The organism is Bradyrhizobium cytisi, from assembly GCF_008123515.1.
Taxonomy (GTDB): Bacteria; Pseudomonadota; Alphaproteobacteria; order Rhizobiales; family Xanthobacteraceae; genus Bradyrhizobium; species Bradyrhizobium cytisi.
In genome coordinates this window covers 1-22713 of the sequence record NZ_VSSR01000020.1, presented here as the reverse complement: position 1 = coordinate 22713, position 22713 = coordinate 1, and the positions used below count along the sequence as shown (strand labels likewise).

The 22713-nt window shown below is 65.0% G+C and carries 20 protein-coding genes and 1 pseudogene; 9 read left to right on the top strand and 12 right to left on the bottom strand.

Features of this window, described 5'->3' with window-relative positions; genetic code table 11:
* Positions 1–40 precede the first annotated feature (40 nt).
* The 6 genes from ileS (at position 41) to arfB (ending at position 7908) form a co-directional block, all read left to right on the top strand.
* Entirely contained in the window at positions 41–3049 is a 3009-nt protein-coding gene (gene ileS, locus FXB38_RS12145) for an isoleucine--tRNA ligase (protein ID WP_148751097.1), read from the top strand.
* 9 nt (positions 3050–3058) lie between these two features.
* A complete protein-coding gene (lspA, locus tag FXB38_RS12140; protein ID WP_148751096.1) occupies positions 3059–3553 on the top strand; it encodes a signal peptidase II in 495 nt (164 codons plus the stop codon).
* 110 nt (positions 3554–3663) lie between these two features.
* The gene (locus FXB38_RS12135) at positions 3664–4395 is read left to right on the top strand and encodes a hypothetical protein (protein ID WP_148751095.1); all 732 of its coding nucleotides are present in this window, start codon (positions 3664–3666) and stop codon (positions 4393–4395) included.
* Positions 4396–4587: 192 nt separating this feature from the next.
* Positions 4588–5979 (top strand): M16 family metallopeptidase, encoded by a 1392-nt coding sequence (locus FXB38_RS12130; protein WP_148751094.1) that lies wholly within the window; start codon positions 4588–4590, stop codon positions 5977–5979.
* A complete protein-coding gene (locus FXB38_RS12125; protein WP_246229838.1) occupies positions 5976–7367 on the top strand; it encodes a M16 family metallopeptidase in 1392 nt (463 codons plus the stop codon). The genes FXB38_RS12130 and FXB38_RS12125 overlap by 4 nt, the downstream gene beginning before the upstream one ends.
* 118 nt (positions 7368–7485) lie before the next feature.
* Positions 7486–7908, top strand: coding sequence for an alternative ribosome rescue aminoacyl-tRNA hydrolase ArfB (arfB, locus tag FXB38_RS12120; RefSeq protein WP_148751092.1), 423 nt, complete (start codon positions 7486–7488; stop codon positions 7906–7908).
* A 65-nt stretch (positions 7909–7973) separates the two neighbouring features.
* On the opposite strand, the gene FXB38_RS12115 is transcribed toward arfB, so the two are convergent.
* The gene (locus tag FXB38_RS12115; RefSeq protein ID WP_246229836.1) at positions 7974–8387 is read right to left on the bottom strand and encodes a hypothetical protein; all 414 of its coding nucleotides are present in this window, start codon (positions 8385–8387) and stop codon (positions 7974–7976) included.
* A gap of 368 nt (positions 8388–8755) precedes the next feature.
* Between FXB38_RS12115 and mutL the strand changes: the two genes are divergently transcribed.
* Positions 8756–10570 carry a DNA mismatch repair endonuclease MutL gene (gene mutL / locus FXB38_RS12110; RefSeq protein ID WP_148751090.1) on the top strand — a complete coding sequence of 605 codons (1815 nt, stop codon included), beginning with the start codon at positions 8756–8758 and terminating at the stop codon, positions 10568–10570.
* A gap of 1 nt (position 10571) precedes the next feature.
* On the opposite strand, the gene rsmD is transcribed toward mutL, so the two are convergent.
* Positions 10572–11129, bottom strand: coding sequence for a 16S rRNA (guanine(966)-N(2))-methyltransferase RsmD (gene rsmD / locus FXB38_RS12105; protein ID WP_148751089.1), 558 nt, complete (start codon positions 11127–11129; stop codon positions 10572–10574).
* A gap of 1 nt (position 11130) precedes the next feature.
* Complete coding sequence (locus FXB38_RS12100) at positions 11131–13260, bottom strand: pseudouridine synthase (protein WP_187434823.1); 2130 nt, start codon at positions 13258–13260, stop codon at positions 11131–11133.
* 119 nt (positions 13261–13379) lie between these two features.
* On the opposite strand from FXB38_RS12100, the gene FXB38_RS12095 reads away from it, so the two are divergent.
* Positions 13380–13838: a nucleoside deaminase gene (locus FXB38_RS12095; protein WP_148751087.1), complete on the top strand. Its 459-nt coding sequence runs from the start codon at positions 13380–13382 to the stop codon at positions 13836–13838.
* Here FXB38_RS12095 and FXB38_RS12090 read toward each other — a convergent pair.
* The 8 genes and pseudogenes from FXB38_RS12090 to FXB38_RS12055 form a co-directional block, all read right to left on the bottom strand.
* On the bottom strand, positions 13835–14740 hold the full coding sequence (locus FXB38_RS12090) for an alpha/beta fold hydrolase (protein WP_148751086.1): 906 nt from the start codon (positions 14738–14740) through the stop codon (positions 13835–13837). The two genes, FXB38_RS12095 and FXB38_RS12090, sit on opposite strands and share 4 nt — an antisense overlap.
* A 133-nt stretch (positions 14741–14873) precedes the next feature.
* Positions 14874–16157: a phosphoribosylamine--glycine ligase gene (gene purD, locus FXB38_RS12085; RefSeq protein ID WP_148751085.1), complete on the bottom strand. Its 1284-nt coding sequence runs from the start codon at positions 16155–16157 to the stop codon at positions 14874–14876.
* A 194-nt stretch (positions 16158–16351) separates the two neighbouring features.
* Positions 16352–16429: pseudogene (locus FXB38_RS44830) on the bottom strand (transcriptional regulator); the annotation flags it as partial.
* Positions 16430–16556: 127 nt separating this feature from the next.
* Positions 16557–17537, bottom strand: a complete 981-nt coding sequence (locus FXB38_RS12075; RefSeq protein ID WP_148751084.1) for an ABC transporter substrate-binding protein — start codon at positions 17535–17537, stop codon at positions 16557–16559.
* 448 nt (positions 17538–17985) lie between these two features.
* Positions 17986–18285 carry a winged helix-turn-helix domain-containing protein gene (locus FXB38_RS12070; RefSeq protein ID WP_007614928.1) on the bottom strand — a complete coding sequence of 100 codons (300 nt, stop codon included), beginning with the start codon at positions 18283–18285 and terminating at the stop codon, positions 17986–17988.
* A 2-nt stretch (positions 18286–18287) separates the two neighbouring features.
* Positions 18288–18839: a hypothetical protein gene (locus tag FXB38_RS12065; protein WP_148751083.1), complete on the bottom strand. Its 552-nt coding sequence runs from the start codon at positions 18837–18839 to the stop codon at positions 18288–18290.
* Positions 18840–18849: 10 nt separating this feature from the next.
* Positions 18850–19443, bottom strand: coding sequence for an inner membrane-spanning protein YciB (locus FXB38_RS12060; RefSeq protein WP_148751082.1), 594 nt, complete (start codon positions 19441–19443; stop codon positions 18850–18852).
* Positions 19444–19732: 289 nt separating this feature from the next.
* A complete protein-coding gene (locus FXB38_RS12055; RefSeq protein WP_187434822.1) occupies positions 19733–20743 on the bottom strand; it encodes an alpha/beta hydrolase in 1011 nt (336 codons plus the stop codon).
* A 119-nt stretch (positions 20744–20862) separates the two neighbouring features.
* Between FXB38_RS12055 and xseA the strand changes: the two genes are divergently transcribed.
* Positions 20863–22500, top strand: coding sequence for an exodeoxyribonuclease VII large subunit (xseA, locus tag FXB38_RS12050; RefSeq protein WP_148751081.1), 1638 nt, complete (start codon positions 20863–20865; stop codon positions 22498–22500).
* 30 nt (positions 22501–22530) lie between these two features.
* On the opposite strand, the gene FXB38_RS43460 is transcribed toward xseA, so the two are convergent.
* Positions 22531–22713: hypothetical protein (locus tag FXB38_RS43460; protein WP_210250904.1), on the bottom strand; the 183-nt coding region annotated here is incomplete at its 5' end.

Below are 22713 nucleotides of genomic sequence, written 5' to 3'. Positions count from 1 at the left end.
TCGCCATCTGTTCCCGCGCCATTCCGAGCCAGTCAGCCTCATGTCCGAAAAGCCGCAAAAGTCCCAAAAATCCGAAGTCAAAGACTATTCGAAAACCCTGTTCCTGCCGCAGACCGAATTCCCGATGCGCGCCGGCCTGCCGCAGCGCGAGCCGGAAATCCTCAAGCGCTGGTACGAGATCGGCCTCTACGAGAAGCTGCGCGAGAGCGCAAAGGGTCGCGACAAGTTCGTGCTGCATGACGGCCCGCCCTATGCCAACGGCAACATCCATATCGGGACGGCGCTGAACAAGATCCTGAAGGATCTCGTCACCAAGAGCCAGCAGATGCTCGGCTTCGATTCCAACTACGTGCCCGGCTGGGACTGCCACGGCCTGCCGATCGAGTGGAAGGTTGAGGAAGAGCATTACCGCAAGAAGGGCAAGCAGAAGCCCGACTTCCGCGACTCAGCCGCGATGATCGATTTCCGCAAAGAGTGCCGCGCCTACGCCACGCACTGGCTCAACGTGCAGCGCGAGGAGTTCAAGCGCCTCGGCGTGATCGGCGACTGGGATCACCCCTACGCCACCATGAACTATCCGGCCGAAGCCCAGATCGCGCGCGAGCTGATGAAGTTCGCCGCCAACGGCACGCTCTATCGCGGCTCCAAGCCGGTGATGTGGAGCGTGGTCGAGAAGACCGCGCTGGCCGAAGCCGAGGTCGAGTACGAGGACTACACGTCCGACATGGTCTGGGTGAAATTCCCGATCACCTCGCCCGCGCATGGCGCGCTGGCCTCGGCCAGCGTCGTGATCTGGACCACCACGCCCTGGACGCTGCCGGGCAACCGCGCGATCTCGTTCTCGCCGAAGATCGCCTATGGCCTCTACAAGGTGACGGACGCCCCGGCTGACAATTGGGCCAAGACCGGCGATCTGCTGATCCTCGCCGACGCGCTCGCCGCAGAGGTTTTCAAGCAGGCACGCGTCACGGCTTACGAGAAGGTGCGCGACATCCCCGGCGACACCATGGACGCGATCGAATGCGCCCATCCGCTCAAGGGGCTCGCCGGCGGCTACGAATTCATCGTACCGCTGTTGTCCGGCGACCACGTCACCGACGACACAGGCACCGGCTTCGTGCACACCGCGCCCAGCCACGGCCGCGAGGATTTCGACGTCTGGACGGCGAGCACCCGCGAGCTCGATGCCCGCGGTATCAACAGCGCGATCCCCTACACCGTCGACGAGAACGGCGCCTATACCGACCACGCGCCGGGTTTTGCGGGCAAGCGCGTCATCACCGACAAGGGTGAGAAAGGCGATGCTAACGAGGCCGTGATCAAGGCGCTCGTCGACAAGGGCATGCTGCTCGCGCGTGGCCGGCTCAAGCATCAATATCCGCATTCCTGGCGCTCCAAGAAGCCGGTGATCTTCCGCAACACGCCGCAATGGTTCATCGCGATGGACAAGGACATTGCCACTGATGGCAAGACCAAATCCGGCGATACGCTGCGCGCCCGCGCGCTGCACGCAATCTCGGTGACGCAATGGGTGCCGCCGTCAGGCGAGAACCGCATCACCGGCATGATCGAGGCCCGCCCCGACTGGGTGATCTCGCGCCAGCGTGCCTGGGGCGTGCCGATCGCCGTGTTCGTCCGCGAGAAGGGCGACGGCTCCGCCGAGATCCTGCAGGACGAGGCCGTCAACACCCGCATCGGCGACGCCTTCGAAAAGGAAGGTGCGGATGCCTGGTACGCGACAGGGGCGCGCGAGCGCTTCCTGGGGCCGCGGGCCAACGAGGATTGGCAGAAGGTCGACGATATTCTCGATGTCTGGTTCGATTCCGGCTCGACACACGCCTTCGTGCTCGAGGACCCCGAGCAATTCCCCGGTCTCGCCGGCATCAAGCGCAAGGTCGACGGTGGCACCGACACCGTGATGTATCTCGAAGGCTCGGACCAGCATCGCGGCTGGTTTCATTCTTCGCTGCTGGAGAGCTGCGGCACGCGCGGTCGTGCGCCCTACGACATCGTGCTGACCCACGGCTTCACCCAGGCCGAGGACGGCCGCAAGATGTCGAAGTCGCTCGGCAACACCATCGAGCCGCAGTCCGTCATCAAGGAATCCGGCGCCGACATCCTGAGACTCTGGGTCGCGTCCTGCGACTACACCGACGACCAGCGCATCGGCCCCGAGATCCTGAAGAACACGGTCGAGACCTACCGCAAGCTGCGCAACACCGTGCGCTGGATGCTCGGCACGCTGCATCACTACAAGCCGGCCGACGCGGTCACGCCTGCCGAGATGCCGGAGCTCGAGCGGCTGATGCTGCACGAGCTTGCGCTCCGCGCCGAATTGGTCCGCAAGGCCTATGAGACGTTCGACTTCAAGAACGTGGTCGCAACGCTGTCCGCCTTCCTGAACAGCGAGCTCTCGGCATTCTATTTCGACATCCGCAAGGACACGCTCTATTGCGACCCGCCGTCCTCGCTGACGCGCAAGGCGGCCCTGACCACGATCGACCTGCTGTGCAATTCAATCCTGAAATGGCTGGCCCCGGTCCTGAGCTTCACCGCCGAAGAAGGCTGGCGGATGTACGGGCCGGAAGCCGAAGCATCGGTGCATCTGACGCTGTTCCCGGAAGGTCTCGAACAATTCCGCGACGACAAGCTCGCCGCGAAGTGGGAGACCATCCGCAACGTCCGCCGCGTCGTCACCGGCGCGCTGGAGCTCGAACGTGCCGCCAAGAACATCGGCTCCTCGCTCGAAGCCTCGCCGGTGATCTATGTCGCCGACCGCGAGATGCTGGCGAAATTGTTCGACACCGATCTTGCCGAGATCTGCATCACCTCGAACTACGAGGTGCGTGAGGGCGCGGCACCAGCCTCTGCATTCCGTCTCGATGCCGTGCCCGGCGTCGCGGTGGTCGTGGAGAAGGCCGTCGGCACCAAATGCGCCCGTTCCTGGAAGATCTCGCCGACCGTGGGTGAAGACCCTGAATATCCCGACGTCACCCCGCGCGACGCCAAGGCGCTGCGCGAATGGAAGGCGTTGGGCGTGAGCGTCTGATCCCCGGCCATGACCCCGCTCCGCGCCGGCATTCTCGCAGCCGTGGCCACGCTCGTGGCCGATCAGGCCTCAAAGCTCTGGCTGCTGAATGGGTTCGACCTTGCCCGTCGCGGCGTGGTGAAGGTGATGCCGTTCTTCGACCTGGTGCTGGCCTGGAACATCGGGATCAGCTTCGGCTGGCTCCAGAATGACGATCGGGCCGCGCAACTCGCGCTGATGGCGGTGAAGGTCGTCGCAGTGATTGCACTCGCGATCTGGATGGCGCGGTCACAGACCCGGCTCGCCACGGTAGCCCTGGGGCTGATCATCGGCGGTGCCATCGGCAACGGCATCGACCGCCTGGCCTATGGCGCGGTGGTCGATTTCGCCCTGTTCCACATCGAAATCGCCGGAAATACCTATAATTGGTACGTCTTCAACCTGGCGGACGTGGCGATCGTTGCTGGGGTGGCGGCCTTATTGTATGATTCCTTCCTCGGGGTACCCGCCGCAAAAGCGCCCTGATCCCGGCTGATACGGACCGGAGGCGGAACCTTGCTTGGCGAGGGGTGGTCGCGCGAGACGCGGCGAGACCGGCACGATCAAGACTGCCACAGTATGGAACAGGTATAGGCATGGGTAGCTCCGAGACCAGCGGTTCGATCGGCCGAGACGCCCGGCGGGGACTTTGGCTGGCGCTGAAATTGTCAGCCGTCGCCCTCGGCATCGGTCTCGTGATGTCGGCAGGCCCGGTCCGCGCCGGTGACGACGGCGACGACGATGACGACATGACCTTCGAAGAGAAGCTCATCGACAATCTGATGTCCGGCATCGGCGCCAAGAGCATGGAAAAGAAGGGCATCGAGTACCGCGAGCGGTCGCCGCTGGTGGTGCCGCCCAAGCTCGACCTGCCGCCGCCCGCCAGCGCTGACGCCAAGGATGCGCCAAACTGGCCCAAGGATCCCGACGAGAAGCGCCGCAAGGAGGCCATCGCTCAGCGGAAGAAGGCGGGCAACAAAGCAGCGGAGTACTTGCAAAACGCCCGCCCGCTGTCGCCGGCCGAATTGGACGCCCATAAGACGGCCGCCCCGGACAAAACCACCAATGATCCGATCCAGCCAGGCAGCAACACCAACCACCCGACGATGAGCCCGGCCGAGCTCGGTTACACCGGCGGCCTGTTCAAGATGTTTTCGAACAACAAGGACGAGAGCAAGCAATTCACGTCCGAGCCGCCGCGCCAGTCTCTGACCGAGCCGCCGCCGGGATATCAGACGCCTTCGTCGAGCTATGCCTATGGTACCGGCGAGGATAAGTCGCGGCGGACCTATTTCGACGTCAGGTCGGGTAAGGAAAAGGAGCAATAAGCTCCTTGCCCGTCGCACGCAGGCGTGGACCCGCCGCAATCGTCCGGTGTAGGCCGGCACGGCAGATGACCTATTTTTAAGTACAACTTGACCGCATTCTCTGCTTCGTGACCCGAAGCTCAAAGCCGCGCGGTGTAGCATGCCGTGCTTTCACGCCCGGACCTCAGGGTCCGGGCTTTCACAAGGATCGTGATGTCCTCACACCGATCGGTTGCCTGCCTCTTCGCCGCGCTGCTCTCGACATCTGCCCTCGACGTCGGCAGCGCAACCGCCCAGACGACGGTCACGTCGGCGCCGCCCGCCAGCTTCACGCTCAGCAACGGCCTCCAGGTCGTGGTGATCCCGGACCACCGCACGCCCGTGGTCACGGAGATGATCTGGTACAAGGTCGGCTCGGCCGACGAGACGCCGGGCAAATCCGGCCTCGCCCACTTCCTCGAGCACCTGATGTTCAAGGGCACCGAGAAGCACCCGGTCGGTGAATTCTCGCAGACCGTGCTCCGCGTCGGCGGCAACGAGAATGCCTCGACCTCGGTCGACTACACCAACTACTACCAGCGCGTGCCGCGGGAGCAACTGCCGAGCATGATGGAGTTCGAGGCCGATCGCATGACCGGCCTGATCCTCAAGGACGAGAATGTGCTGCCTGAGCGCGACGTCGTGCTCGAAGAGTACAACATGCGCGTCGCCAACAGCCCGGACGCACGGCTCAACGAGCAGGTCATGGCCGCGCTCTATCTCAACCATCCCTATGGCCGGCCGGTGATCGGCTGGCACCAGGAGATCGAGAAGCTCAATCGCGAGGACGCACTCGCCTTCTACCGCCGCTTCTACGCGCCGAACAACGCGATCCTGGTGATCGCCGGCGACGTCGAGGCCGCCGATGTGCGCCCGCTGGTCGAACGCAATTTCGGCCCGATCCCGGCCCAGCCGGCGATCCCCGCGCGGCGCATCCGCCCGCAGGAGCCGGAGCCGGCGGCACCGCGCACCGTCACGCTGTCCGACCCGCGCGTCGAACAGCCAAGCCTTCGCCGCTTTTACCTGGTGCCCTCGGCGACGACAGCTGCGGCCGGCGAGAGCGCCGCGCTCGACGTGCTGGCGCAGTTGATGGGCAGCGGCAGCAACTCCTATCTCTACCGCGCGCTCGTCGTCGACAAGCCGCTCGCGGTCTCCGCCAGCGCCAGCTACTCGAGCATCTCGCTCGACCCGACCCAGTTCACGATCTCGGCTTCGCCGAAATCCGGTGTCACCTTCGCAGACGTCGAGCAGGTCATCGACGGCGTCATCGCGGACATCGTTGCCAACCCGATCCGCGCCGAGGATCTCGAGCGGGTCAAGACCCAGCTCATCGCGGAGGCGATCTACGCCCAGGACAATCAGGCGGTGCTGGCGCGCTGGTATGGCGGCGCGCTGACCACGGGCCTGTCGATCGAGGACATCCGAAGCTGGCCCGACCGCATCCGCGCCGTCACCGCCGAACAGGTCCGTCAAGCTGCACAGAATTGGCTCGAGAAGAAGCGCTCGGTGACCGGCTATCTGATCAAGGATACCGTTACCGCCAAGCGCGAGGAGAAGCGTTCGTGACCCATTCCTTCCTTCGCGCAAGACACTTCCTGCGCAGACGTCACTTCGTATTGTCCGTCGCCACCGGCGCGGCACTCGCGCTTGCCTCGGTCTCGCCCTCGCAGGCGGCGGCAAAAATCCAGCACCTGGTCTCGCCGGGCGGTATCGAGGCCTGGTTCGTCCAGGACGCAACCGTGCCGCTGATCGCCATGGAATATTCCTTTGCCGGCGGCTCGGCGCAGGATCCCAAGGACAAGTCCGGCGTCGCCAATCTGGTCGGCGACCTCCTCGACGAAGGCTCCGGCGATCTCGATTCCAAGACGTTCCATGAGCGGCTCGACCGCCGCGCCATCGAGCTCTCCTTCAGCGCGACCCGCGATACCTTCCGCGGCAGCCTGCGCATGCTGCGTGACAACAAGGACGAGGCCTTCGACCTGTTGCGCTCGGCCCTGACCTCGCCGCATTTCGACACCGCCGACGTCGAGCGCATCCGCTCGCAGGTCATCTCAGGCCTGCGACGCGACACCACCAACCCGAGCTCGCTCGCGAGCCGCAAATTCCTGGAGATGGCGTTCGGCGACCACCCTTACGGGCAGCAGACCGCCGGCGCGCTGGAGAGCGTGCCGACCATCACGGTCGCCGACATGAAGGATTATGTCGGCCGTATCCTCGCCAAGGACACGCTGAAGATCGCCGTCGTCGGCGATGTCGATCCGGCCACCCTCGGCAAGCTGCTCGACCACACGTTTGGGAGCTTGCCTGCCAAGGCCACCCTGACGCCGGTCCCCGACGTCGAAGCCGCCAAGCCGCCGCAGCGCGCCTTCGTGCCGCTGGACGTGCCGCAGACCGTGATCACCTTCGGCGGTCCCGGCGTGATGCGCAGCGATCCGAACTTCATGGCGGCCTATGTCGTCAACCATATCCTCGGCGGCGGCGGCCTGTCCTCGCGGCTCTATCGTGAGGTCCGCGAGAAACGCGGTCTGGCTTATTCGGTATTCGAATCCCTGCTCTGGATGGAACATTCGGCGATCTTCATCGGTAACACCGGCACCCGCGCCGACCGTGCCGGCGACACCATGGATGCGATCGAGAAGGAGGTGCGCCGCATCGCCGACGAGGGCCCGACGCAGAAGGAGCTCGACGAGGCCAAGTCCTATCTCAAGGGCTCGCAGATGCTGGCGCTCGACACCTCCTCCAAGCTCGCGCAGGCGTTGCTGCAGTATCAGCAGGACAAGCTGCCGATCGACTATATCGAGAAGCGCAACGGTATCGTCGACGCGGTGACGCTGGACGACGCCAAGGCCGCCGCCAAGCGGCTGTGGGGCCAGGGGCTTTTGACCGTCATCGTCGGCCGCGCCCCGCAGGCTGCCGCACAGCCGGCTGCAGCACCGGCGACTAAGTCGGACTGACAAGTCGGACTGACGTCTCCTGAAATGGCCGGGCTCGCCCGGCCATTTGCATTTCCAGCTGCACCATTGCCGAAAATGGACGTCCGAGATATGTCCGGGCATCACGAATGGTGCCATCATGCTGCGGATATCCCGCGATCTCGTCATCGACGAGGACGACATCGAGATCGGCTTTGTCCGCGCCTCCGGCCCGGGCGGGCAGAACGTCAACAAGGTCGCGACCTCGGCCCAGCTGCGCTTCGACACGCGCAAGCTGACCATCCCGGAGGATGCGACGATCCGGCTCGCCCGCATCGCCGGCCAGCGCATGACCAAGGACGGCGTGATCGTGATCCACGCCCAGCGCTTCCGCACCCAGGAGCGCAATCGCCAGGACGCCATTGACCGGCTTGTCGATATCCTGAGTGAGGCGATGATACGGCCGACGCCGCGGCGTGCGACAAAGCCGACGTTTGGCTCCAAGCAGCGCCGCCTCGAGGGCAAGAAGCGCCGCAGCGACATCAAGGCCGGACGCGGAGGCGGCCGCGGTTTCGACGATTAGCAAGACGGACGCAGCCTGAAGAAACTCCGGTCGCAGGGGCGCGACCGGAGTTCTACCGTCCTAGTCTAGTAACGCTTGCCCGTGGCTGCGCCGCCCGTCGCGGCATCGTCGGCGGTCCCCTTGTGCACAGCGTTGCCCGTCGTGCCGCCCGTACCTTTGGTGCTCTTGGTCGACTTCATTCCGGTCTTCTCACCCGCTGCGCCAGGCTGACCACTCATCTCCTCGTCGCCGCTGCCCATCGTGCTGCCTTGCATGGGCTTGCTTTGCACGGCGCCGCCTGTCTTGGCGGGTGGTGCGCCTTGCGCGAGTACGGGCGCGGCAACAAGAGCCGATAGAGCGCATGCGATCATCGAGGTCTTCACCAACTTCATCCATCTCTCCTGGATTCTTTCGCGATGAATGGCACGGCCGTTCCCTGCGCCGCTCGTCTGCACCGGGCCATTGCATCTCGCAAAGAAATCAAGCGACGCGATCGTCATGCAATCCGGATCATGTGGTCATCGTTTAGGGATTTGGCGGCGGTTTCGCGGAATTGTGCTCCGCATATAAGGCAACGCGGAACAGTCCGTAGACCGAGCACCTTCTCTTCCTGCAAAACAGCCCGCTACTACCGCCGCATCTTTGACGCCGCCTAGAATCTGCGCACGCCGCAGCACCTGCTCTCCGGGTCTCACAATCAGGACTGAGGGAGGAGGACGGCCGGCGCGCGATTTGCTCGAATGTCCAATGGCTTCAACACAATGGTCCACAACCTTCCCCACTGGATCACGATCCTGTTGCTTGGCACATGCTTTTGACGCAACACGGCATAGAATAGCGCGTCCAGCGAATCCCCAGACCGAGCCCCATGCCCGTCCGCCAATTGCCAGAGCAGGTCGTCAACCGCATCGCCGCTGGCGAGGTGGTCGAGCGTCCGGCGAGCGTGGTCAAGGAACTGGTCGAGAACGCGATCGATGCCGGCGCGAGCCGGATCGACGTCTTCACCGATGGCGGCGGGCGGCGGCGGATCGGCATCACCGACGATGGCAGCGGGATGACGGCGAAGGATATCGCGCTCGCGGTCGAGCGCCATGCCACGTCCAAGCTCGACGATGAGGACTTGCTCCAGATCCGCACGCTCGGGTTCCGCGGCGAGGCGCTGCCCTCGATCGGCTCGGTCGCACGGCTGTCGATCACGACGCGGCATGCCAGCGAGCCGCATGCCTGGGCGCTCACTGTCGAGGGCGGCGAGAAATCCGAGATCATGCCGGCCGCGCTCGCGCACGGCACCCGCGTCGAGGTCAACGATCTCTTCTATGCGACCCCGGCCCGGCTGAAATTCTTGAAAACCGACCGCACCGAGGCGGAAGCGATCCGCGAGGTGGTGCGGCGGCTCGCCATGGCACGGCCCGATGTCGCCTTCACACTTGCGGGTGAAGAGCGTGCACCGGTGACCTGGGCCGCCGCGCTGCCCGGTGCCGCCGGGCGGCTGACGCGGCTCGGCGATATCCTCGGCACGGAGTTCCGCAGCCATGCCTTCGAGGTCCATGCCGAGCGCGAGGGCGTCGTCGTCGCCGGCTATGCTGCAGCACCTGCGCTGACGAAGGCCAACGCACTCGGACAATATCTCTTTGTCAACGGCCGTCCGGTGCGTGACAAGCTGATCTTGGGCGCCGTGCGCGGGGCCTATGCCGATTACCTTCCGCGCGACCGGCATCCGGTGCTGGCGCTGTTCGTCACGCTGGATCCACGCGAAGTCGACGCCAACGTGCATCCGGCCAAGACCGAGGTGCGCTTCCGCAACGCCGGCCTCGTGCGTGCGCTGATCGTGCACGGGCTGAAGGAAGGTCTCGCACGCGAGGGCCGCCGCACCGCCGCCAACAGCGGCGAGAGCGCGCTGTCGTCGTTCCGCCCGGCCTTCACGCCGCCACGACCCGCAAGCTGGGACTGGCGAGCTTCGCCATCCGCACCGGTCGCATCAATGCCGTCGTTCGAACGCTCCGCCGCGCCCGCCTTCGCCGAGCGCACGCAGGCCGCGTTCGACGTTGGCGCGCCCAGCGCCGACGTTCGGTTCGAGGCGCAGCCCGTGGCCGATCTCGTCGACCGTCCGCTCGGCGCTGCACGTACGCAGCTCCACGAGACCTATATCGTGTCGCAGACCCGCGACGGTCTCATCATCGTCGACCAGCACGCCGCGCATGAACGCATCGTCTATGAACGGCTGAAGGCATCGCTTGCCGAGAACGGAGTGCAGCGGCAGATCCTGCTGATCCCCGAGATCGTCGAGATGGACGAGGCCACGGTGGAGCGGCTGCTTGAACGCAGCGAAGAGCTCGGATCATTTGGTCTTGCGATCGAATCCTTCGGTCCCGGCGCGGTGGCGGTGCGGGAGACGCCATCGCTGCTCGGCAAGACCAATGCGGGCGCGCTCTTGCGCGATCTCTCCGAGCACATGGCCGAATGGGACGAGGCGCTGCCGCTGGAGCGCCGCCTGATGCACGTCGCCGCCACCATGGCCTGCCACGGCTCGGTGCGCGCCGGCCGAAGGCTGCGGCCGGAGGAGATGAATGCGCTGCTCCGCGAGATGGAGGAGACGCCGAACTCGGGCCAGTGCAATCACGGCCGGCCGACCTATGTCGAGCTAAAGCTCGCAGATGTGGAGAAGCTGTTCGGGCGAAGGTGAGTTACGGGTTGCGCTTCAAAAACACGAACTCCGTGTCATCGTAAGCCCGCCGCTCCAATTCCTCGTACCCCTCCGGCGTCACGAATTGCGCGGCTTTCGCCTCTTCGACCACCAGCAGTGCCCCTGGCGTCAGCCAGCCACCATCGCGCAAGGACGCGAGGGCCTTCTCCGCAAAGCCCTTGCCGTAGGGCGGATCGAGAAACACCAGCGAGAACGGCTCGACGGGATGTGCGGGACCGAGATCGGTCGCGTCGCGGCGATAGACTTTTGTGACGCCGCCGAGGCCGAGTGACTCGACATTGTTGCGGAGAAGCGCGCGCGCCTCCGCGCCGTTGTCGACGAACAGCGTGAACTTCGCGCCGCGCGAGGACGCCTCAATGCCGAGCGCGCCGGTGCCGGCAAAGAGGTCGAGCACGCGTGCGTCCTCGATCGGATCGTCATAGGCGTGCACAAGAATGTTGAACACCGACTCACGCAGGCGATCCGCCGTGGGACGGATGTCACGCGAAGACGGTGAGGCGAGATTGCGCCCCTTCAAACGACCGCCGACGACGCGCAAGCTAGTCCTCCCGCGGCGTCAGATCGCGCTTGCCGTGATAGCCGCGCTTGGGACGACGCGGCGGGCCGTAGCCGCTCGCCTCGGCCTCGTTGCGCTCGCGCGCTTCGTCGCTGCCGGTGCGCTGCACCAGCACCCGGCGGCCCTTGCGGTCAGCGATCACATCGCGCTTGGCGGCAGGCTTCTTCTCGCGCGGCGCTTCGGCGTCGTCGCTCGACGATGACTTCTGCGGCACGTCGAACTGCGCGCCCGACTTCTCGATGATCTTTTCGCCGAGCTGATCGCGCAGCACGCGCGCGCGGATTTCCTCGACCTGGCCCTCGGGCACCTCGCCGAGCTGGAACGGACCGTAGGAGACGCGGATCAGCCGGTTCACCTCGAGGCCGAGATGAGCGCAGACGTTGCGCACCTCGCGGTTCTTGCCTTCGCGGATCGCAAACACCAGCCAGACATTGGCGCCCTGGTCGCGCTCCAGCGTCGCCTCGATCGGACCGTATTTGACGCCCTCGACCTCGATGCCTTCCTTCAACTGATCGAGCTGGGCCTGCGTGACGTCGCCATGGGCGCGAACGCGGTAACGCCGCAGCCAGCCGGTGTCCGGCAGCTCAAGCGTGCGTGCGAGGCCGCCGTCATTGGTGAGCAGCAAGAGGCCTTCGGTATTGAAGTCGAGCCGGCCGATCGAGATCAGCCGCGGCAGCCCTTCCGGCAGATTGTCGAACACGGTCGGACGGCCCTCGGGGTCGTCATGCGTCGTCATCAGCCCGCGCGGCTTGTGATAGAGGAACAGCCGCGTGCGCTCGCGCTCCGGCAACGGCTTGCCATCGACCAAAACGACGTCGTTCTTCGTGATGTCGAGCGCCGGCGAGTTGATCACGCGGCCGTTGACGGTGACGCGGCCCTGCGTGACCATCTCCTCGGCATCGCGGCGCGAAGCGAGCCCCGCGCGCGCCAGCGCCTTGGCGATGCGTTCGCCGGCCTTCTTCGGCTTCGGCGCTTCTTCCCGGCGCGGCCGGCCCTCGAAATCGCGATCGCGCTGGCGATAGGCACCGCGGCCACCGAAGGCCGGACGCTTCTCGAAGATCCTGCTCTCGTCCTCGTTTTCACGACGCGGACGGTCGCCGAAGCGGCCTTCGTTGCGGGAATGCTCGTGCCAGTCGGAACGGCCTTCGGAACGCTCGCGCGGGCGATCGAATTTCGGGCGGTCGCCGCCGCGCGCACCGCGGTCGCCATCGCCATCGCCATCGCGGCGGGGCCGATCGAATTTCGGACGGTCCTCACGCGGGCGATCGAACTTTGGTCGATCGAACTTGGGTCGATCGAACTTGGGTCGCTCCCGGAACGGACGATCACCTGATGCGCGATCGTCGCGTGAGCGCGAGAAGCGCGGACGGTCCTCACCTCCGCCTTCGCGCTTCTGCCAGGGCTTGTCCGCGCTGCGGTCACGTCCGCCGAAATCCTTGCGCGGACCCTTGCTGAAGTCCTTGCGCGCCGGCCGGTCGCCGCGCGGGCCTGCATCGCGTTTCTGCCAAGGCTTTGAATCGCTGCGCTCGCCGCGATCACGTGGGCGGTCGCTGCGATCCGGGGCCCCCCGAGAAAACTTCCGTTCGCCGTCGAACTTGCGCTCCGGACGATCGCCACGCGGCGCATACGGCCGCTTGTCGCCGAACTTCTTGTCACCGAAGCGACCGGCGGGACGCGCGTCGTCGCGATCGCGGCTGCGCGGCGGACGGTCGTCGCGGCCGTGGGACGGACGGTCACCGCGCGGCTTGAACGAGCGCTTCTCGCCATCACGCGAGGGGCGATCGGAAAACGGGCGGTCGCCGCGCGGCTTGAAGCTGCGCTCGCCGCGGCCCTCACCGCCGCGGTCGTCGCGCTTGAATTTCGGCCGGTCGCTGAAGTCGCGGCGCGGGGCGTCGCCCTCCTCACGGCGGCGGAACGGACGGGCCTCGCGGTCGCCACGAGGCGGACGACCCTCGCGGTCGCCACGGGGTGGACGCTTGTCGCCGTCGCCCTTGGCCTCAAAGCCGCGCTTGGCGAATTTCTTGTCGGGACCGCGCGGCTTGCCGCTGCGGCCGCCTTTGGCCGGGCCTCGCCGGCCGCGGGAATCGTTGTCTTTGTCGCTGTCGCGAGGCATGAATAATCTCACTCAGGGGGTGGCCAAAAAGCATTGTGCGCGCTCGCTTCGAGCCGCATGCTCAGGCAAATTCGGTAAGCACTTCTGCTGAAGGCGCAGCTACTAGCAGGTTTCTTCGGATGATACGAGGCTTGAAAGCCCCCTCCTTCATGGATTTGGCGCTCAAAACGGCCGAAAATGCCGGAAAGGCGGGCGAAGTTCCGATCGGGTGCGTGGTGGTCCGCAATTACGAGGTGATCGCCACCGCCGCAAACCGGACGCTGACCGATTACGACCCCACCGGCCATGCCGAGATCATTGCGCTGCGCGAGGCAGCCAGCAAAATCGGCAGCGAGCGCCTGGTCGACTGCGACCTCTACGTGACGCTGGAGCCCTGCACCATGTGTGCGGGCGCAATCTCCTTTGCAAGGGTCCGCCGGCTCTATTACGGGGCGGCCGACCGCAAGGGCGGCGCGGTCGAGTCCGGCGTGCGGTTCTTCGCGTCGCCGACCTGCCACCACGCCCCGGACGTCTATTCCGGGGTCGGCGAGAGCGAGGCGGCGCGGCTGCTCAAGGAGTTCTTTCGCGAGCGGCGTTAACCGCCCGTGAAAAACTCCCGCAGCGCCTTCGCGGTGACGTCGGGGTTCTCCTCGGTGAGGAAGTGGCCGGAGTCCACCGGCTGGCCTTCGACGTTGGTCGCCCATTGCTTCCAGATGTCGAGCGGGGTCGCGGCGGCCTGAGCGATGCCGACGCCGCCCCACAGCGCCAGCATGGGAACGGTGATCTTCTTGCCGGCCTCGAAATCGGCCTTGTCGAGGTCGTAGTCGATATAGGCGCCGGCGCGATAATCCTCGCACATCGCATGCACGCGGGCGGGATCGCGGAACGGGGCGATGTAGTGCGCGAGCGCGCGCGTGTCGATCGCGTCCAGCGTCTTCGACTTGGTCTGGCTCGCCATCTTGAAGCGGAGGAAGAATTCGCCCTGGCCCGCGATCAGCGTCTCCGGCAGCGGCGCGGGCTGGGCGAGAAAGGTCCAGTGATAGATCTTCAGCGCATAGGCGCGGTTGATCCGCTCCCAGTAATTATAGGTCGGCAGGATATCGAGCACGGCGAGCTTCGACAGCCGGCCGGGATGATCGAGCGCCAGCCGATACGACACCCGGCCGCCGCGATCGTGGCCGGCGAGCGCGAAGTGCACGTGACCGAGCTGCTCCATCGCCTCGACCATGGCCTTGGCCATCGCGCGCTTGCTGTAGGGCATGTGCAGCGCGTCGCTCTCGGGCATGTCGGACCAGCCATAGCCCGGCAGGTCGGCGATGATCAGCGTGAACCGGTCAGCCAGCTGCGGCGCCACGCGGTGCCACATCACATGCGTCTCGGAGAAGCCGTGCAGCAGCAGCAGCGGCGGCCCCTTGCCGCCGACGCGGGCGAAGATGCGGCCGAACGAGGTGTTGATCCATTCGGAGGCGAAGCCGGGATAGAGGTCGGCGAGATCGGACATCGGTTCCATCACCTCAGAACAAAAACGTCGAAAACAACCCCATGCACAGTAGCTAAGTTCAAGACCTGCCTGCACATTTTCGGAGCGCCGACGAGCGCGGCCAGTCCTTGCGCGCCGAGCCGAAAAAAAGCTGTCAGCCTTTGGCCTTCTCGGCTTCCACCGCCTGCCAGCCGATATCGCGGCGACAGAAACCTTCGGGCCAGTTGATGCGGTCGACGGCCTGATAGGCGCGCGCCTGCGCTTGCGTCACGGTCGCCCCCAGCGCGCAGACATTGAGCACGCGGCCGCCATTGGCGAAGATGGCGCGGTCCTTCTCGACCGTGCCGGCGTGGAAGATCTCGACGGTCTCGACGTTGGCGGCGTCATCGAGCCCCTCGATCCGCGTGCCCTTCTGATAGTCGCCGGGATAGCCCTTCGCGGCCATCACCACGGTCAGCGCGGATTCCGGATACCAGCGCAGATCGAAATTCTTCAGCTGCCCGTCGCAGGCAGCGAGGAACGCCGGCACGATGTCCGACATCATGCGCAGCATCAGCACCTGGCACTCGGGGTCGCCGAAGCGGACATTGAACTCGAACAGCTTCGGGCCCTGCGTCGTCAGCATGATGCCCGCGTAGAGAATGCCGCGGAACGGCGTGCCGCGCTGCTTCATGCCGGCAACCGTCGGCAGGATGATCTTGGCCATGATCGCATCGTGGATCGCCGGCGTCACCAGCGGCGTCGGCGAATAGGCGCCCATGCCGCCGGTGTTCGGGCCGACGTCGTGGTCGAACACGCGCTTGTGGTCCTGGGCGGAGGCCAGCGGAATGGCGGTCTCGCCGTCGCACAGCGCGAAGAAGCTGATCTCGCGGCCCGGCAGAAACTCCTCGATCACGACTTCAGTGCCGGCCTCGCCAAACGCACCCTCGAACATCATGGCGATGGCGTCCTCGGCCTCGCGCACGGTCTTGGCGACGACGACGCCCTTGCCGGCGGCAAGCCCGTCGGCCTTGACGACAATCGGCGCGCCCTGGCTCTGGACATAGGCCCGCGCATCGTTGGCGTTGGTGAAACGCTTGTAGGCGCCGGTCGGAATGCCGAATTCGGTGCAGAGCGCCTTGGTAAAGCCCTTGGAGCTTTCGAGCTGGGCCGGGATCTTGTTCGGCCCGAACGCCTTGATGCCGGCGGCGGTGAGATCATCGACGATGCCGGCCGCCAGCGGCGTCTCCGGGCCGACCACCACGAGCTCGACCGCATTCGTCTTGCAGAACTCGATCACGGCGGCATGGTCGGCAACATCGAGCGCCACGCATTCCGCCTCCCGCGCGATGCCGGCATTGCCGGGCGCGCACCAGAATTTGGTCACCAGGGGAGAGGCTGCGATTTTCCACGCCAGGGCATGTTCGCGGCCGCCGGAACCAAGCAGGAGAATGTGCATCGAAGGCTCGAAATGAGGGGTTTGCTGGACGCGGGGGTCGCACGAATCGGGGCGGGTCTCAAGGGGTGTTGCCCCAAACTCCCCGTCATTCCGGGGCGCGCGTAGCGCGAGCCCGGAATCCATCGGGCCGCAGCGATGGTGGTGGCATGGATTCCGGGCTCGTCGCTGTCGCGACGCCCCGGAATGACCACGAGCTAAACCTGCTTCCCCGCAATGATCTCCTGCAAGGTCGCGACATGCCGCGCGAAGGCGCCGCGGCCGGCTGCGTTGGCGTGGAAGAACAACATACAAGCAGTGCCTGCGCGATCTGTTCGCGCTGATCTAGACCGCCTAGACCGACCCTGTCACCGAGATTATCGTGTCTCACTTGAGGGGTGCAGTCCAGCACCGTAATTCCGTTTATTCAATCACCTGATCCGCACGGGCAAGCAACGTTGGCGGTATAGCGATGTTCAAGGCAGTGGCCGTCTTGACATTAATCACCAACTCGAACTTTGCCGGCTGTTGAATAGGAAGCTCGGCAGGTTTGACGCCTTTGATGATCTTGTCGACGTATGCTGCGCCTCTCCTGAAGAGATCGACGAGATCGGGACCGTAGCTCATCAGTGCTCCCATTTCGGTCGCATCGCGATAACCAAAAATCGTCGCTAGTTGCGCCTCCCGCGCGGCATCAACGATATTACGCCTATACGTCCATAGGAGCCCCTCTGGAAAAACAACGAGCCCCTCGACGTTTCCGCGAAGTGAACGGAAAACAGTGTCGATGTCCTCGGCTCGGCGCACATCGTACGCGTTGAGAGTAAGCTTTTGTGATTGTGCTGCCTGCTTCACCGCATCAAGGTAGAAACGGCTGCCAGGATTCGCAGAATTCCAAAGTGCGCCAATTCGAGTGAGTTTAGGGGCTGCTTCGTGCAGAAACTCGAGCATTTTGGCGTTTGTTTCCGGCGTGACCTCCAAAGAAAATCCAGTCAAGTTGCCACCGGGATGGGAGATGCTGGCAGCTAGGCCACCTCCTACGGGATTAACGACGGCAAGCGCGACGATTGGTATCTGTGCTGTAGCCTTCTTGATAGCAACAGCTGGCGGATGGCCGGCCGTGACAATCACGTCCGGCTCACTCTGGACCAACTCCCGCGCTACATCGTCATACTGGTTCTCATGACCAGCCATCCAACGGTACTGGATCGAGATGTCGCGCCCCTCACTAAAACCTAACTCCTTCAATTCTCGCCTGAAGGAATCAGCAAGATGGTTCGGACCAGCCGCAACCGAAAAGAAAACCACTCGCCATACTTTTCCTGGTCTCTGCGCCTTAACCGATCGCGGCGCAAGCACAGTGATAATAATCCCGCTTGCAACGAGGCCTCGTCTATCGATCATGCGACGCTCCTCCTGAAGGTGCGTTGCGCCTGTGCAAAGGCACTATACACACTTGTCCCCGTCCGTGACCCGCGAAACAAGGTCGCAGCGAGAGAGGTGGTCAACCGTGAGGGCCGCTCTGGGTCAAAAGCGCTAGTCCAAACCCTCACGATCCCAGTCCGATCTAGACCCAGCAGCGGACCTGCTTCTGCCCTGACGATGTCGCGGCGAATGGACCTCCGGCACAGCGGGCCTTGGATCCGCGTGAGAGGACCCAACGCGCTTCCCGCGAACTGCCGGACACGCGCGCAAGATCAACCTTGCACGCCGGTTCGCTACGGCGCTGACGCCGTCTTCATGTCGTGGCGACAGCATCGGCCTGATCTCTTCCGTCCTGCGTTTTGCATGGCTCAGCGATCATGCCCTCTCCCACAAGGGGCGAGGGCACAGTCATCGGCACTGCAGAGGATCAGCCCTGCTTCCCCGCAATGATCTCCTGCAACGTCGCCACATGCCGCGCAAACGCGCCGCGGCCCGCCGCAGTGGCGGTCACCGTAGTCTGCGGCTTCTTGCCGACGAAGGCCTTGTCGACCGAGACGTAGCCGGCCTTGGCCAAGGTCTCGATATGCGCGCCGAGATTGCCGTCGGTGGCGCCGGTGAGCTTTTTCAGCCGCGAAAACTCCAAGCCAGCCGACTGCGGCAGCGCGTTCAGGGCCGCCATGATCTTGAGGCGCAACGGCTGGTGGATGATGTCGTCGAGCTCGGCCATCGCTAAACCCGCCGCATCCACAGACCGCCGACAAACAACCCGCCGCCGTTCACCACCGCCATCCACAGCAGGAAAGTAGGCCCCGGAATGTAGACATAGCCGAACAGCGTCAGCGCGATGATCGAGGCACCTATCACAATGAAGGCGTAACCGAACCACGCGCCGGCGATCATGTAGAACAGCATGATGTAGACCGGCCAGAACGTGCTCTGCTGGCGCGGTGAGAATTGGCCGAAGACGCAGCAAAAAATGCCAAAGCTGATAATGAACAGGAACGTCAGCATGTAGCGGCGGTCGAAGGTGCGAATGCGGGATTGCGCATAATTGCGGGCACTGATGGCGAAGAGGCCCGCAGTGGCAAGGACGTAGACTGCGATCCAGAAATAAAGCCCATAGCGGGGCCAGAGCCAGCCCGCGATGTTGCCTGCAAGGACGAGAACACCCCACATCAACATGATGGTGCTAGTGAACCGGTAGATTAGCGACTGCCGCAGACGGCGAACGGTATCGTCGATGTCAGCCAGCGCTTCCGTGGCTTGCTTGCTGTCGATCATGTCGCCACCATCAACTTGGCATCGGCGCAGCATCGCGCGGGCTGTCACCGGCAAGACGTCGTTTGCGCGCAACGCCAATGGTACGCATCAGCGTGTAGCCGATCACGAACATCAAGGCCTTGCTGACGATGCCATAGATAGACATGGTCGCCGACCAGGTCCCGACGTCGAAGTTGAGGGCCATGATCACGTTCAGCGCGGCGGAGAAGAACATCAGGCCCGACCAGGCGTAGCCGACCATGACGGCGATATCCGGCACCAGCTCGATCGCAATCGGCGGCAGATAGCGATTCATCCACCCGCGCTTCAGCATTACAACGCCGACGATGATGTAAATCACGCTCGGCTTGATCATCATGAAGCGCGGATCGTTGGTGATCAGCGTGACGGTGCCGGCGCCGAGCACCAGAAACAGGCTCATCCATTGCATGGTGTCGATCGGCTTGCGGCGCGCGACTTGCCAGCCGATCTGGGCCGTGCCCAGCACCATGCCGAGCACGACCGACAGGGGCACGTTGTGGGTCAGCAGATAAAGCGCGAGAAAAAACAGCGTCGCCGCCATGTCGAGCAACAGCAGTTTTCCGGCTTCAAACAGGTTTTTCATCGGGTCCTCGTCGGCTTGCCGGCAACGGCAGGGCAATCGCATATGATGTGCACAACGCAGCGGCATCGGCCCTGGGCTCCCTCTCCCGCTTGCGGGGGAGGGCTGGGGTGGGGGTGTCTCCGCGTCGGGATTGCCAGGGATTGTGGAGGACGTCCCTGCGTGGCGAGAGCCCTCACCCGCCGCGCTCTGCGAGCGCGTCGGCCTCTCCCGCAAGCGGGAGAGGCGGAGCAAGCCCACGGACCATCCTCGTGAAACCCATATGCGATTGCCCTGCCACCAGCGGGTCGCATCATGACTGCCCGCTCCCGCGCGTTGCCACGTCCTCGGCGATCACATTGACCGCCTTCGGGTTGGTGACCATGCCCATGTGGTTGACGCCCTCGATCAGCTTGACGTCGACGGACGGCTTAATCGCCTGCACGGTCTCGGCATATTTGTCGGAGATCATCATCTCGTCTTCGGCGCCGCCGAAGATCGTCATCGGATGCGTCACCGCCGGCAGATCGAGACGATAGCCATGCGTGGCGAAGTTGCGCATCAGGCGGTCGGAATAGGTCGCCGTCAGAATCCGTTCCGAATTCGGCGGCACGGCGAAGGCCAGCACCGGAAGCTGCGCGCAGCAGTCGATGCCGAGCTTGCGGAGCGCGGCGAGGCCGAGGAAGCGCGGAATGTCGGCATTGGCCCAGCCGCCGGAGTGCGGCTTGTTGGTCGGCGCGTCATAGCCGAGATAGGGCGCGACCAGCACGGTGCGCACGAACAGGTCCTGCACGATCGGCGTTGCGGCGACGCGCAGCGAGAAGCCGCCTCCGGCGGAATGGCCGACCAAAGTGAGCGGCAGGTCCGGCGCGCTCTTGCGGACATGGGCGACGAAGTCGACGAGGTCGTCCTCGAGCTGGCCGACATAGCCGATGTCGCCGCGCGTGCCTGAGGCACCGTGGCCACGCGTGTCGAGCGCCCAGGTCTCGACGCCGTGCGCGGCGAATGCCGCGGTCAGCGCGTGATTGACCGTGCCGGAGGAGCCGGACGAGCCATGGATGAAGATCGCACCGCGGCCGGTGTCCACCCCCTTCGGCGCGTAGTGCCGGAAGCCGAGCCAGCTGCCGTCGCGGGCCTGGAAGCGTTCGAGCGGCGGGAGAGTGGACCAGTCGATGCCCTTGGCGGAATCCGAGACGGAGCGCATCTCGGCGGGCCGCTGCAACGGAGTGGCGATCAAGGCGATGAAGATCAGCGCCACTGCGCCGACCGCCCACAGACCCCATTTCAGCAAGCCCAGAGCACCTCGCAGCAACCGCATCGCCATGAACCAAACTCCCTCACCAGACCAAAAATAGAGAACTCTGTATTACAGAGTACTCTCCACATCAACAGCCGGATTGGCGCCGCGCAGCGAAAATCCTTAACGTCGGGCTAGATCCCAACATGCCGAATCGTTTGCCGATGCCTGCGGAACCTCTGCCCAATACGCCCGAATTCACCGTCTCCGAGCTCTCGCAGTCCCTGAAGCGGACGGTGGAGGACACCTATGGCCATGTCCGGGTCCGCGGCGAGATCTCCGGGTTCCGGGGCGCCCATTCCTCCGGCCATTGCTATTTCGCGCTCAAGGACGAGAGCGCCAAGATCGAGGCGGTGATCTGGAAGGGCGTGCACGGCCGGATGCGCTTCAAGCCCCAGGAGGGGCTCGAGGTCATCGCCACCGGCAAGCTCACGACCTATCCGGGCTCCTCGAAATACCAGATCGTGATCGAGGCGCTGGAGCCGGCCGGCATCGGCGCGCTGATGGCGCTGATGGAGGAGCGCAAGAAGAAGCTCGCCGCCGAGGGCCTGTTCGACGAGGCGCGCAAGCAGTTGCTGCCGTGGCTGCCGGAGGTGATCGGCGTCGTGACCTCGCCGACCGGCGCCGTGATCCGCGACATCCTGCACCGGCTCGAGGACCGCTTCCCGCGTCACGTGCTGGTGTGGCCGGTGAAAGTTCAGGGCGACGGTTCGGCCGAGCAGGTCGCAGCCGCGATCCGCGGCTTCAATGCGCTGCCGGAGGGCGGCAAGATTCCGCGGCCCGACGTTCTCATCGTCGCGCGCGGCGGCGGCTCGCTGGAGGATCTCTGGTCGTTCAACGAGGAGATCGTGGTCCGCGCCGCCGCCGAAAGCATGATCCCGCTGATCTCGGCGGTCGGCCACGAGACCGACATCACGCTGATCGATTTCGTCGCCGACAAGCGTGCGCCGACGCCGACGGCGGCGGCCGAAATGGCGGTGCCGGTGCGCAGCGAATTGTTCGTCGAGGTCGCCGATCTCGCGCGGCGCACCCGCGCCTATTGGCAGCGTGCCCATGAGAGCCGCCGCAGCGAATTGCGCGCCGCCGCACGCGCGCTTCCCGCGGCGTCCGATCTGCTCGCGATCCCGCGGCAGCGGCTGGATTCAGCGGGTGCCTCCCTGCCCCGCGGGCTCAAGGCCAACACGCATGCGCATTTCCGCAGGTTTACCGCGGCAAGCTCAAAACTGACGCTGCGGGTGCTGCACGGCCAGATCGCGCAAGCCAGCCACCGCCTCACCGTGTGCGGCGAACGGCTCGGCCTGTCCGCGCGCTCGCTGCTGCGGCAACGGCGCGACCGCTTCGCCGGGCTTGAGGTACGCCTGCGCGCCTCAAAGCTCTCCAACGCGCAGGCCCAGCGCAACGCGATTGTCCGCCAGCGCGAGCGCACGCATCGCCTCGCTGAGCGCGCCAACCGCGCGCTTGTCACCTTGCTGCAGCGGCTAGATGCCCGCGTCGAGAACAGCGGCAAGCTGCTCTCCGCGCTGTCCTATCGCGGCGTGCTCGCCCGCGGCTTTGCGCTGGTGCGGGATGACGCAGGGCATCCGCTGCACTCGGCGGATAGCGTCGGACCCGGCGCACGCGTCGAGATCGAGTTTGCGGATGGACGCGTGAACGCGACGGCGGATGCCGATGTCCCGGCGCCTGCGGTCAAGCGCGCGCCAGCGCAGCCGAAGCCCGCGGCGCAGGAGACAAAGCCCGCGCCGAAGCGCGTGGGCAAGCCGGTGGATCAGGGCAGTTTGTTTTAGAAGTGCGATGCCGGCGCTTCGCCCCCGCCGTCATTCCCCGCGAAGGCGGGGAATCCAGTACGCCGCGGCTTCTCGGTGAATCACGGACGTCTCGGAGTACTGGATCGCCCGGTCAAGCCGGACGATGACAGCGAGGATGTGGCGCGCGCGCAGCCCCAACCTCGTCATTGCGAGCGCAGCGAAGCAATCCAGAGTCCCTCCGTGGAAAGATTC